The sequence below is a fragment of the Xanthomonas vasicola pv. musacearum NCPPB 4379 genome (assembly GCF_000277895.2).
Lineage (GTDB): Bacteria > Pseudomonadota > Gammaproteobacteria > Xanthomonadales > Xanthomonadaceae > Xanthomonas > Xanthomonas vasicola.
Genome location: NZ_CP034655.1, coordinates 3,357,041 through 3,369,599, shown reverse-complemented (window position 1 = coordinate 3,369,599; position 12,559 = coordinate 3,357,041). Strand labels below are relative to the sequence as shown.

Genomic DNA, 12,559 nt, shown 5'->3' with positions numbered 1-12,559 from the left:
TTCCCATCTCTCAGGAGTGTCTCATGACGTCACGCAAACCTTTCCTCGCCCTGGCCGTGCTGGCCGCGCTGTCCACCGGCGCCGCGTTCGCCGCCACCGTGCCGGCTTCCGGCGATGCGGCGCGTCCTGCCAAGCTCGACAAGAACGGCGATGGCGTGATTGACCGCAGCGAGGCGGCTGCAGATCCGGCCCTGGCTGCCCAGTTCGATACGCTGGACACCAACAAGGACGGCAAGCTGTCGCGCGACGAGCGTCCGCATCATCGTGGTCCTGGCCGTGATGGACGTGGCGGACCTGGCGAATGGATGGCCAAGCTCGATACCAACAAGGACGGCCGTATCAGCCGCGAAGAAGCCAAAGCCGACCCGAAGTTCGCCGCGCGCTTCGACCAGATGGATCTCAACAAGGACGGCTTCGTTGACCGTACCGACCGCGAGCTGCGCATGCAGCAGCATCGCGATGCATGGTTCGCCAAGGCCGACACCGACAAGGACGGCAAGCTGAGCAAGGCCGAGTTCGATGCTGCGTCCAAGTGGCGTGGCGGGCACGGACCGGGTGGAATGGAGGGGCGCGGCGACTATGGCAAGCCTGCGCCAGCAACCGCACCTGCGACCAATCGCTGAGGTCTCGCTGACCGCGGCGCTCGTGGTTCACCCGCGAGCGCCGTTCGGGTGTTTGGTTTAGGTGTTTGATCCCAGGATTTGATGGTGCATCATTTTCCATCGAGTGGAAGGAGGCACTATGGGCCAGGTTCTACACGGGAGCGCCACTACGACAGAAGCGATCCGTCGAGCGATACAACAGAGTCAACAGAGCCTGAGAGCGCTTTCCAAGCGTTACGGAATCCATCAAAAGACGGTGGCGAAGTGGAAGAAGCGGACCTCGGTTGCCGATGTGCCAACCGGGCCGACGCAGCCGTGGCCCACAGTGTTGTCCGTTACGGAAGAGGCGGCGATTGTCGCTTTCCGCAAGCACACCTTGCTGCCGCTGGACGACTGTCTCTACGCACTGCAGCCAAGCATTCCCGTCTGACGCGCTCATCGTTCACCGTTGCCTGCAGCGCCATGGCATCTCGCGGCTACCCGACATCACGGGTGACAAGGCCGCGTAGAAGCGGTTTAAAAGCTATCCGATTGGCTACTTTCATATCGACATTGCAGAAGTACACACAACCCAGGGCAAGCTGTATTTGTTCGTGGCCATCGATAGGACGTCCAAGTTTGTGCTCACCGAACTGCACGCGGCAGCCAACACATTGGTGGCTGCGCAATTCCTGCAAAATGTGATCCAGACAATGCCCTACACTTTGCACACGGTGCTGACAGACAACGGCATCCAGTTCACCAATCGCCGAACCGACCGCCATGCCTTCAGGCACATCTTCACTCGCGTCTGCGAAGAGCACGGTGTCGGCCATCGTTTGACCCAGGTCACGCACCCCTGGACCAACGGACAGGTGGAGTGGATGAATCGAACCATCAAGGAAGCAACGGTCAAACGCTTTCACTACGAGGACCAGGCGCAACTGCAACGGCATCTGACCATGTTCATCGACGCCTACAACTTCGGTCGCAGGCTCACAGCGTTGGAAGGTCTGACACCGTACGAATTTATCTGCGAACAGTGGACATCCGAACCCGAGCGGTTCAAGGTCAACCCGATCCATCTAATGCCGGAGTGAAAACCTTAGTTCACCCAGCTATTTGCAGTACGTAAAAAGCGCTGATCGACCGCGCCCTGTCGCCTGGCGGGAGGGCGCTGCGTTTGAGCCAGACGCTGGGCGTTGGTGCAACGCTTAGTCGTGCTTCCAGGATGTGGGAACCGGATTGGACACGGTGTTTTTCTCCAGCGTGTAGGTTCCGTTCTGCTGCGCGATTGCTTCGCCGGTGTCGACGATGGCGTTCTGGATGAAGACATTCTGCTTGTCGCCGCGCACGAAGGTCAGCTGATGAAACGCGGTCTTGTTGCCCCAGTCTTCCGAGGGCAGGGAGATGAAACGGATCGTGTAGGTCTGGTCGTCGAACGTCCCCTGCATAACATAGACGCCGTAATGGTTTTCGCCTTGCGAAATGATCTTGTACATGCCGTTGCTGAAATAATAGATTTCCGCATCGGGGAACGGCTTCTTCTCGTACATCTTGTTGTAGTGAAGCACCTGCTTGAAGGTCGGTGCTCCGAAACTCACCGACAGCGTCTTGCCATCGTGGGATGTCGTCAGTCCGTCCGCATGAGCGCTCATGCTGGCCATCATTAGCAGACTGGTGAAGAGAGTTGCCTTCACTGCATTGCTCCGGGGTCTAGTTGAATTCTTCCTGCTTATAGCAGGGCGGCCGCTACCCGATGGTTACTGAAGTCGGATGCGAATGCATCACTTCGGATCCTGCGACGTTGTTGCTCGCGGCGTTTGCCATTAACATGCATGCCGCGCCGGAGCGTGCTCCAGTGCGCGCAGTCCGTGACATGCTGCCAAGTCTGCGTAACCCATAGCCGGTGTTGCGGTGGCGCGGTTGGATCTGCACCCGGATGTCCTCGTCTTGGAAAAGTTTGCAACCGCCGGTAAAGCGGTGACGTCAGCCTGGCTTCAAAAGATCCCCAACCACATGTAGTGCTGCACGATAGGCAGAATGACGGCCGCCGTGCTCAGCACCATCGCGCCGGGACTGAACATGCAGCGGTACAACAGCGGTGCCCGGTGGCGCCACGTCTGTGCGCATCGCGTTCCAGCATGGGGCAAGTGACGCGTGGCAGGATGCGCTGGGATTGATAGTTGAGCACCGCCATGCCTGCGCACAGCGTCAGAACCGATGCCCACGCGCCCGCCTGCAGGTGTTTCAGCAGCAGTGTGCTGCCGCACACCAGCACCGAGGTCAGCGTGGTGATGTGCATGAAACGACGGACCGCCGTGGCCTCGCTGGCGGTTTGTGCGAAGCGCAGCAGGTACCAATACGGCCAGTAGGTGCCGATCCCGGCAACCAGCACCGCTCACGCAGCGAACAGTGCCGGCATGCCGAGCCAGAGGCTGAGCGCGCCAGCGCCGCCGCCCCGCCAAGCGCCGAGCCGCTCAGCCCGCTCGCGCCTAATTTGCCCGCGCCTCCGATGCCCGTCAGCACAACGGCCGCGCTAGCCGTGCCCGGCGCGCCCAACAGGGTGGCCGAGCTCACTGTGCTGGCGAAAGCTGCGCTGGGTGCGCTGCCGCGTGCGAAGTCGCCGAAGCGGCGCAGCAGTTCGCTGCGCACGCTGGCCCGTGCGCGCGACAGGCGTTTACGCACTGCCGCGTCGCTGAGTTCGAGCAGAGGCGCAACCTGCTGCGAGCTCTGGCCTTCGCGGTAGTACAGCAGCAGCGTTTTTGCGGCTTTCTTCGGGCAATGCAGAAATGATGTCGAGCGCGGCGATCTCTTCTTCCACCTGCAACAGTTGGTCGGTAGGCGAGGGCGCAGGGTTGGCGGCCATTGTGATGGCAAGGTCTGCCGCCTCGCCGCTGAGCGCACGATGACGGTTGGCGCAGCCAGTCGCGCGCCAGGTTGCGGGTGATCTGCCGAAGCCAGGGGAGAAAGCTTGCCGGCTGATGCAGCTGCGCCAGCTGCTGCCAGGCACGCAGGAAGGCCTCCTTGGCGATGTCTTCGCTGGCCGCGAGGTCGCGGGTGATCGCCAGTGCGATCGCGGTCACCGTGTTCTGGCAGGCAAATACGATGCGCCCGTACGCCTGCTGGCAGCCAGCCGCGGCGTTGGGCAGTTCGCGTCGCAACATCAGATCCAGCGTGTGGGCGTTCATCGGCCCAATCCATGTCCCGTCGCCAGCATGACGCATGCCGGCAATGGATGTGACCGCTATGATCAGGGCGCCGCTCGTCGCGCCACCGGCCGGTCGCGCGGGCTAGCCGCGCTCAGCGCGCCGGCTGGATCCGCACGCGCATCTGTTCGTCGTCTGCGGCTGGTGGGGCGGCATCTTGGGTTGGCGCTTGCTGCGATGCCGGTTGTGCCGCCGGTGCCGGCGCGCTGCGATGGCGCATCACCACCACCATGGCTACGGCGCCGATCACCAGCAGCAACACCAGGCGGATGCGCCAGGCCCAGCTACGCGCGCTGGAGCTGGAGCCGTTCTCGCCCTCGCGGAAGGTGTATTCCACATTCGGTAGGTCGCGGCGGGTGGTGTCCAGCAGGCGGGCGTCACGCAACAGTTCGCGCGCACGCGGCTGATCGTTGGCATGCACGATCCAGACGGTGGGCTGCGCCTGGGCGTTGCTCTGTTCCAGGTAGCTGAACTGGCCGCCGCGCTTGCTCTGGTATGAGCGGCCATTGCTGAGGCGGATCTCGATGCCCGCATCGCGCAAGAGATTGGCCACGCCTTCGGCGGTTTCGATACGTTGACTGCTGAAGATCTTGCGCATGGTGGAAAACACCGTTGGGTCCGGAACAGATGGCGCCACTGCGGCGCCGGTTCAAGATGAAACATCAGGATGCGAGTGGTGCAGTCGGGTGACCGCGGAAGCAGGGCGAGCCAGGATGCCAGCTTGCGGCGTCTGCGGTGCGCTGGGAAAGGTGCTTGGCTGCCTCAGCGCGGCCCGCGTGCGAACTGGCAATCGAACAGCGTGCGGTGCTGCCGCGCTTGCAGGCCTACTCCTTAGGCCGGCACGGCAATCGCGCTGCCGTCAGGCACCACTCGGATCAGGCCTTCCTGCGTGGTGCTGGCCACCAGCACGCCGTCGCGGGTGAAGAACTGCCCGCGCGCCAGACCGCGTGAACCTTGTGCGGTGGGGCTGTCGAGCGAATACAGCAGCCAGTCGTCGGTGCGGAACGGGCGATGGAACCACAGCGCATGATCGAGCGAGGCCATCTGCACGTTCGGCGTGTAATAGCTGATGCCGTGCGGAAATGTCGAGGTGCCCAGCAACTGGAAATCCGAGGCATATGCCAGCAGCGCGCTATGCAGGCCCACATCGTCGCCGATGGGATTGCTCAAGCGCAGCCACATCTGCTGAAACGGCGGGCGCTTGGGCGGCTTGAGTTCATCGCGCGGAAACACATGGCGAAACTCGAACGGGCCGCCGCGCGAGAGCCAGCGCTGCACCTTGGCCGGCAGCTTGGCCAACACTTCCGGTGCCAGCGGTGCGGCCGGTTCGATGTCTTCCGGCGGCGGCACCACCGGCATCGCCGACTGATGCTCGGCACCGTCTTCGTGCTCTTGAAACGAGGCCGCGCAGAAAAAGATCACCTTGCCGTGCTGGATTGCCGTGATCCGGCGTACCGAGAAGCTGCCGCCATCGCGGGTGCGGTCGACGTCGTAAACGATGGGGTGGTCGATATTGCCGGCACGCAGGAAATACGCGTGCAGCGAATGCGCCTGACGGCCGTTTTCCACCGTCGCCTGTGCTGCCGATAACGCCTGGCCCAGCACCTGACCACCGAACACGTATTTGGTGCCGATGTCGCGGCTCTGGCCACGAAACAGGTTGTCCTCCAGACGCTCCAGCGACAGCAGGCTGATCAGTTCGGAGACGACGGGTTCGGCGGTGGCGGACAAGGGGCTGGCCTGGGCGTGCGACGGACCGCGAGTATACCGGCCCACCCAATGGGCGCCGCGACGGCGGAGCTCAGGCCTTCTGCAGGCGCGCCACCAGACCATGCAGCGCGGTCTGCGCATCTGGCGCGTACCAGCCATCGATAAAGCGCTCCAGCTGGATCAACTCTGGCGCCAATGCCGCGCGCAGGTCTGCGCGCGCAATCGCACGCGTGGTCAGCATCGGCTGGCGCGGCAGCTGTTGCAGCTCCTGCAGCCATGCCACCGCACGCGCGGTCACCAACTCGCCATCGACCAGCTCGTCCACCAGGCCGATCTTGACCGCCTGTTCGGCCGGCAGCAGTTGCCCGGAGATCAGCAGGCGCTCTGCGCGGTGCGCCCCGACCACGCGGCGCAATAGACGCTGGATGCCTTCCGGCGCGGCCAGGCCTACCTGTACTTCGTTGAGGCCAATCCCATAGGGTTTGGCGGTGTCGGCACTGCGCGCCATCACCCGGTAGTCGCAGCACAGCGCCAGCACGCAGCCGCCGGCCGGCGCATGCCCGCCGATGGCCGCCACCACCGGCACGCGGCTGTTGGCCAGCGCCCGCGCGGCATCGAAGAACGCAGTCCAACTGGCCAGCAGCGCGGCGCGGTCGGTGCCGTGCGCCAGCAGATACGGCACATCCATGCCGCCGGAAAAGATCCGCTCGCTACCCGACAGCACGATGCCATCGACCTGCTCGCCCGCCTGCTGCACCGCGGCGCTCAGCGCCTGGCACAACGCGCTGTCCAGCGCATTGACCGGCGGACGCGCCAGACGGATTTCGCGAAGACGGCCATGGTCTAAGATCTGGATGCTCATTCGGGGCTCCTGGAGGTCGGGTCATGATAGACGGCAGTCGAAGCAGGCGGGTTAGGTGTGGTGGCATGGTGTTTGCGGCATTGGCGCTGGTGGCAGGTGCAGGCGCGTCGGCCCAATGCCTGCCCGAATTCAAGAATGGCTGGATACGCATCCCGCCTCCCGGTGGCATGGGCATGGCGGCCGGTTTCGGCCAGTTTCATAACGGCTGTCCGCAGCCACTGAAGATCACTGCAGCGAAAAGCAGTGTGTTTGCCGATGTGTCCCTGCACGAAACCACGCAGACCAATGGCGTCAGTCGCATGCGTGCGGTTCCGGAGCTGGCATTACCGGCCGGCAAGTCGGTGCCGCTGGCGCCGGGTGGCCTGCATCTGATGTTGATGGACGCGACTGCGCCGCTGCAGGAAGGTGCGCAGGTGCCGGTGAGTTTCACCCTGCAGGACGGTCGCGAAATCAAGGCCACGTTCGAAGCACGTCAGCGCGCGCCCGGGTCCTGATGGTTTGACGCTGTCGCGCAACACACCTGCATGCAAACAAAAACGGCGGCTCCCGAAAGAGCCGCCGTTGATGTTTCGCGCTTATGGCGTCAGCGACCGGGTCGATAGAAAACTCAGCTGCTAGCCGCGCGCACCGCATCCGGCAGCGCCGCGCTCTTGCCGGTCTGCGTATCGATCCACACCACCACCACGTTGCCATCGGAGTACAGCTTGCTGTCATCCTTTTGGTCGAAGATGCGGTGGCCAATGGTCACGCTGCTGGTGCCCAGGCGTTCGACGAACAACTCGACGGTGATGTCGTTGGGCCAGATCAATGGCTGCTTGTAATTGACGTTGGTGGCAGCAACCACCGGCGGGATGCGGTCGGTCATCGCCACGCCTTGCACGCCCAGCATCCAGCGCACGCGCGCTTCCTCCAGATAGGAAATGTACTTGGCGTTGTTGACGTGGCCCATGCTGTCCATGTCGCGCCAGCGCACGCTGATCGGGATGCGTGCCAGAACCTTATGTTCGCTCATCAGCTTGCCTTCTTCTTTGCAGTCTTCTTGGTGGCGGATTTGGCGACCTTGGCCACCTTCTCCGGTTTGACCTTGCGCGGCGGGCGCGCATCGGGCTTGTTGGCCATTGCCGCCGGCCGCGTCTCGCGCGCCTTCACTGACGGCAGCATCTTGGCCAGGAACTGCCCGGTGTAGGACGCCTTGTGTGCAGCCACATCTTCCGGCATGCCGGAGACCAGGATGGTACCGCCGCGATGGCCGCCTTCCGGACCCAGATCCACAATCCAGTCGGCGGTCTTGATCACGTCCAGATTGTGTTCGATCACCACCACCGTGTTGCCTTCGTCGCGCAGCTTGTGCAGCACGACGAGCAACGCTTCGATATCGTGGAAGTGCAGGCCGGTGGTCGGCTCGTCCAGGATGTACAAGGTGCGCCCGGTATCGCGACGCGACAGTTCCTTGGACAGCTTGACGCGCTGCGCTTCACCGCCGGAGAGTGTGGTCGCGCTCTGGCCCAGCTTGATGTAGCTCAAGCCCACATCGACCAGCGTTTCCAGCTTGCGCGCGATCGACGGCACCGGCTCGAACAGGCGCAGCGCATCTTCCACGGTCATCTGCAGCACGTCGCTGATGTTGAAACCCTTGTAACGGATCTCCAGCGTTTCGCGGTTATAGCGCTTGCCGTGGCAGACATCGCAAGGCACGTAGACGTCGGGCAGGAAGTGCATCTCCACCTTGATCATGCCGTCGCCCTGGCAGGCCTCGCAGCGGCCGCCACGTACGTTGAAGCTGAAACGGCCTGGCGAATAACCGCGTGCACGCGATTCCGGCACCTGCGCAAACAGCTCGCGCAACGGGGTAAACATGCCGGTGTAGGTCGCCGGATTGGAGCGCGGTGTGCGCCCGATCGGCGACTGGTCGATATCCACCACCTTGTCGAACAGGTCCAGATTTTCGACTTCGCGATGCGGTGCCACTGTATGCGAGGCGCCATTGATTTCGTTGGCGGCCAGCGTGAACAACGTATCGTTGATCAGCGTCGACTTGCCCGAGCCGGACACGCCGGTGATGCAGGTGAGCAAGCCGGCCGGAATATCCAGGTCGACATTCTTCAAGTTGTTGCCGGTCGCCCCGCGCAGATGCAGCATCATCTTCGGGTTGGGCTTATGGCGCTGCTTGGGAATCTCGATGCGACGCTTGCCCGACAGGTATTGGCCAGTGAGCGAACGTGGCGATTCCAAAATGTCCTGCAGCGTTCCTTGCGCGCAGATTTCGCCGCCATGCACGCCGGCACCGGGGCCGATATCCAGTACGTGGTCGGCCAGCCGAATCGCGTCTTCGTCATGCTCGACCACGATCACGGTGTTGCCCAGATCGCGCAATCGCGTCAGCGTGCCGAGCAGGCGTTCGTTGTCGCGCTGGTGCAAGCCGATCGACGGCTCGTCCAGTACATACATCACCCCAACCAGGCCGGCGCCGATCTGGCTGGCCAGGCGAATGCGCTGCGCTTCACCACCGGACAAGGTGTCGGCCTTGCGCTCCAAGGTGAGGTAATCCAGGCCCACATCGACCAGGAAGCCCAGCCGCTCGCCGATCTCCTTGACGATCTTTGCCGCAATCTCGCCGCGCCAACCCGGCAGCGACAAACCACGGAAAAAACTCAGCGCTTCGTTGACCGGAAGCACCACCAGTTCCGGCAGTGGGCGATCGGCTACGAACACGTTGCGCGCAGCGCGATTCAAGCGCGTGCCGTTGCAGGCAGGGCAGGGCTGCTGGCTGACGTACTTGGTCAGCTCTTCGCGCACCGCCGGCGATTCGGTTTCGCGGTAACGGCGCTCCAGGTTCGGCAGGATGCCTTCGAAGCGATGCTTGCGCGTGGTGCGCCCGCCCGCATCGGTAAAGTAGGTGAAGCTGATCACCTCATCGCCGCTGCCGAACAGCACCGCCTGGCGCACCTTGGCCGGCAGCGTGTTCCATACCGCATCCACATCGAACTTGTAGTGCTTGGCCAGCGAGGCAATCAGCTGGAAATAATAGGCATTGCGTCGATCCCAACCGCGCACCGCGCCGGCCGACAGCGACAGTTCGGGATGCACGACCACGCGATCGGGGTCGAAGAATTCGGCCACGCCCAGGCCATCGCAGCTCGGGCAGGCGCCCACCGGTGCATTGAACGAAAACAGCCGCGGTTCCAGCTCCGGCAACGAGTAATCGCACACCGGGCAGCTGTACTTGGACGAGAACAGATGCGGCGCTGCCGCCGGGTCGTCCAGCGATTGCACCGCCACCATGCCTTCGCCGAGCTTGAGCGCGGTTTCGAAACTTTCCGCCAGGCGCTGCTTGATGTCTTCGCGCGGACGGAAGCGGTCGATCACCGCTTCGATGGTGTGCTTCTGGCGCAGCGCCAATGCCGGCACCGCATCGATTTCATACAGCTCGCCGTCCACGCGCACGCGCACGAAGCCCTGTGCGCGCAGTTGTTCGAACACCTGCGCATGCTCGCCCTTGCGGTCGCGGATCACTGGGGCCAGCAGCATGTACCGCTGCTCCTGATCCTGGGTGAGCATGTGGTCGACCATCTGGCTGACGGTCTGCGCTTCCAGCGGGAAGCCATGGTCCGGGCAGCGCGGCTGGCCCACGCGTGCGTACAGCAGGCGCAGGTAGTCGTAGATCTCAGTGATCGTGCCGACCGTGGAGCGCGGGTTGTGCGAGGTGGATTTCTGTTCGATCGAAATCGCCGGCGACAAGCCTTCGATATGGTCCAGGTCCGGCTTTTCCATCACGCTGAGGAACTGGCGCGCATACGCCGACAACGACTCGACGTAGCGGCGCTGGCCTTCCGCATAGATGGTGTCGAACGCCAACGACGACTTGCCCGAGCCGGACAGGCCGGTGATCACGATCAATTTGTCGCGAGGCAGGTCGAGGTCGATGTTCTTGAGGTTGTGCGTCCGCGCGCCGCGGATGCGGATGAAATCCATCGCCATGGGGGATCCGATGTCGGGCCGGCGAACCGGCAGTGGTGCGAGCGTGCTCAGCAGGAATGAGTGGCAGTCGATCAGCCTACCCGCCGACTTAGGTGAGGGCAATTGCCCCAAATGCCAGTCTGCTGGGGCCGTTGTGGGGGCCGGATGATGCGTTCTGCCAGCCTGCTGTCAGGTGGTTGCGGCAAGAGTGCTTGCCACTTGACCCGAAACCGGCTAAGCCAGTACAATCCCGCTCCTGTTTGCCCTAGGGCATGGCAGTGCGACCATAATAACTACAGAGGAAAACCTGGTCATGTACGCAGTTTTGGTAACCGGCGGTAAGCAGTACCGCGTCGCGCAGGGCGAAACGCTCCGCGTGGAAAAGCTCGAAGTCGAAGCTGGTAACGAGATCAAGTTCGACACCATCCTGATGCTGGGCGATAGCGATGGCATCAAGCTGGGCGATGCGCTGAAGGGCGCCTCGGTCACCGCCAAGGTTGTGGCCCACGGCCGCGCCGACAAGGTGCGCATCATCAAGTTCCGTCGCCGCAAGCACCACATGAAGCGCCAGGGACACCGTCAGCACTACACCGAAATCGAGATCACCGGCATCGCCGGTGGCGACAAGAAGTAAGGAGAACCAGTCATGGCACATAAAAAGGGCGTAGGTTCCTCGCGCAACGGTCGCGATTCGAACCCGAAGTACCTCGGCGTGAAGATCTTCGGTGGCCAAGCCATCGACGCCGGCAACATCATCGTGCGTCAGCGCGGCACCCAGTTCCATCCGGGCGCCGGCGTCGGCCTCGGCCGTGACCACACCCTGTTCGCCCTGGTGGACGGCAAGGTGGAGTTCTCGGTCAAGGGTGCGAAGAAGCGTCGCACCGTCAGCGTGGTTGCCGATGCGTAATCGCCCGCTCCATGCAGGCCAGTTCGCTAGGCAGCAATGCCCTGCGAACGAGACGGAAAGCCCCGCTTCGGCGGGGTTTTTTGTTTGAGAGCCGGGAGTGGGGATTCGGGATTCGGGATTCGCAACTGCGGATTCCGATACGTTCCGATGCCGTCGCTTCCTGCTTTCCCGCAGCTGCCAAGCGGCGTGCTGCGGTGGTGTTACCAATTTCAAATTACGAATCCCAAATCTCATGAAGTTAGTCGACGAAGCAGAAATCCTGGTCACCGCCGGCAATGGCGGCAACGGCTGTGTCGGCTTTCGCCGCGAGAAGTTCATCCCGCTCGGCGGGCCTGATGGTGGCGATGGCGGTAGCGGCGGCAGCGTCTGGATCGTGGCCGACGAGAACGTCAACACGCTGGTCGATTTCCGCCATGAGCGCACCTTCAAGGCGCAGCGCGGCGAGAACGGCATGGGCCGTCAGGCCTACGGCAAGGGCGGCGAAGATCGCATCATCGTGGTGCCGGTCGGTACCGTGGTGATGAACGTGCAGACCGACGAAGTCATCGGCGACCTGACTCAGCACGGCGACCGCTTGCTGGTGGCCAAGGGCGGCAAGGGCGGCCTGGGCAACATGCATTTCAAGAGTTCGGTCAACCGCGCACCGCGCCAGTCCACCACCGGTGAAGAGGGCGAGGAGCGCCTGCTCAAGCTGGAGTTGAAGCTGCTGGCTGACGTTGGCCTGCTGGGCTTCCCGAATGCTGGTAAGAGCACCTTGATTCGCGCGGTGTCATCGGCAACGCCGAAGGTGGCCGATTACCCGTTCACGACCCTGTACCCGAATCTGGGCGTGGTCAGTGTCGAGGCGTACCGCAGCTTCGTCATCGCCGACGTGCCGGGCCTGATCGAAGGCGCTGCCGACGGCGCCGGCCTGGGTACGCAGTTCCTGCGCCATCTGCAGCGCACCCGCCTGCTGCTGCATCTGGTGGATATTGCTCCGATGGACGGTGGCGTGGAAGGCGTGTCGCCGGCCGAGCAGGTGCGCACCATCGAGCGTGAGCTGGAACGGCATGATCCCGAGCTGCTGAAGAAGCCGCGATGGCTGGTGCTCAACAAGGCCGACCTGATGTTTGAAGACGAGGCGCGTGCCGCTGCAGAAACCATCGTGGCCGAGCTGGGCTGGACGGCGCCGTGGTACCTGGTCTCCGCCCTTGGGCGCGATGGCACGTTCCCGATCATGAAGGACGTCATGGCGTTCTTCGACCGCCAGCGCGAAGACGAGCTCGAAGCGCGCAATGCGGGCTAAGTACAGGCGCATACACACAAAAAACCCGGACAAGGCCGGGTTTTTCTG

Annotated in this window: 11 protein-coding genes and 2 pseudogenes; 6 read left to right on the top strand and 7 right to left on the bottom strand. The window is 63.1% G+C overall.

Annotated elements, in window-relative coordinates; genetic code table 11:
* Positions 1–23 precede the first annotated feature (23 nt).
* Together KWO_RS15685 and KWO_RS15680 are read left to right on the top strand one after the other, a co-directional pair.
* Positions 24–623, top strand: a complete 600-nt coding sequence (locus KWO_RS15685) for an EF-hand domain-containing protein (protein ID WP_010379153.1) — start codon at positions 24–26, stop codon at positions 621–623.
* Between the two features lie 118 nt (positions 624–741).
* Positions 742–1,681, top strand: a pseudogene (locus KWO_RS15680) (IS481 family transposase).
* 114 nt (positions 1,682–1,795) lie between these two features.
* Here the strand turns inward: KWO_RS15680 and KWO_RS15675 are convergent.
* The 5 genes and pseudogenes from KWO_RS15675 to KWO_RS15655 all read right to left on the bottom strand — a co-directional run bounded on the left by KWO_RS15675 (position 1,796) and on the right by KWO_RS15655 (position 6,362).
* A complete protein-coding gene (locus tag KWO_RS15675) occupies positions 1,796–2,281 on the bottom strand; it encodes a hypothetical protein (protein WP_026112236.1) in 486 nt (161 codons plus the stop codon).
* A 300-nt stretch (positions 2,282–2,581) separates the two neighbouring features.
* Positions 2,582–3,772 (bottom strand): annotated as a pseudogene (locus KWO_RS15670) (RNA polymerase sigma factor).
* 112 nt (positions 3,773–3,884) lie between these two features.
* A complete protein-coding gene (locus KWO_RS15665; RefSeq protein ID WP_017113044.1) occupies positions 3,885–4,388 on the bottom strand; it encodes a putative signal transducing protein in 504 nt (167 codons plus the stop codon).
* A 233-nt stretch (positions 4,389–4,621) separates the two neighbouring features.
* The gene (tesB, locus tag KWO_RS15660) at positions 4,622–5,521 is read right to left on the bottom strand and encodes an acyl-CoA thioesterase II (RefSeq protein WP_010365789.1); all 900 of its coding nucleotides are present in this window, start codon (positions 5,519–5,521) and stop codon (positions 4,622–4,624) included.
* Positions 5,522–5,591: 70 nt separating this feature from the next.
* A complete protein-coding gene (locus KWO_RS15655) occupies positions 5,592–6,362 on the bottom strand; it encodes an enoyl-CoA hydratase/isomerase family protein (protein WP_010380640.1) in 771 nt (256 codons plus the stop codon).
* Between the two features lie 65 nt (positions 6,363–6,427).
* Here KWO_RS15655 and KWO_RS15650 point away from each other — a divergent pair, with 65 nt between their 5' ends.
* Positions 6,428–6,856, top strand: coding sequence for a copper chaperone PCu(A)C (locus KWO_RS15650; RefSeq protein ID WP_010365792.1), 429 nt, complete (start codon positions 6,428–6,430; stop codon positions 6,854–6,856).
* A 113-nt stretch (positions 6,857–6,969) separates the two neighbouring features.
* Here the strand turns inward: KWO_RS15650 and KWO_RS15645 are convergent, their stop codons facing one another.
* Together KWO_RS15645 and uvrA are read right to left on the bottom strand one after the other, a co-directional pair.
* Positions 6,970–7,374 carry an acyl-CoA thioesterase gene (locus tag KWO_RS15645; protein ID WP_010365793.1) on the bottom strand — a complete coding sequence of 135 codons (405 nt, stop codon included), beginning with the start codon at positions 7,372–7,374 and terminating at the stop codon, positions 6,970–6,972.
* Positions 7,374–10,340 (bottom strand): excinuclease ABC subunit UvrA, encoded by a 2,967-nt coding sequence (uvrA, locus tag KWO_RS15640; RefSeq protein ID WP_017113043.1) that lies wholly within the window; start codon positions 10,338–10,340, stop codon positions 7,374–7,376. Before uvrA ends, KWO_RS15645 begins: the two co-directional genes overlap by 1 nt.
* Positions 10,341–10,632: 292 nt before the next feature.
* Here uvrA and rplU point away from each other — a divergent pair, with 292 nt between their 5' ends.
* From rplU to obgE, 3 genes are all read left to right on the top strand, one after another.
* The gene (gene rplU / locus KWO_RS15635; protein WP_003484328.1) at positions 10,633–10,953 is read left to right on the top strand and encodes a 50S ribosomal protein L21; all 321 of its coding nucleotides are present in this window, start codon (positions 10,633–10,635) and stop codon (positions 10,951–10,953) included.
* Between the two features lie 12 nt (positions 10,954–10,965).
* Complete coding sequence (gene rpmA, locus KWO_RS15630; RefSeq protein ID WP_010380633.1) at positions 10,966–11,226, top strand: 50S ribosomal protein L27; 261 nt, start codon at positions 10,966–10,968, stop codon at positions 11,224–11,226.
* Between the two features lie 232 nt (positions 11,227–11,458).
* Positions 11,459–12,511: a GTPase ObgE gene (gene obgE / locus KWO_RS15625; RefSeq protein WP_010365805.1), complete on the top strand. Its 1,053-nt coding sequence runs from the start codon at positions 11,459–11,461 to the stop codon at positions 12,509–12,511.
* Positions 12,512–12,559 lie beyond the last annotated feature (48 nt).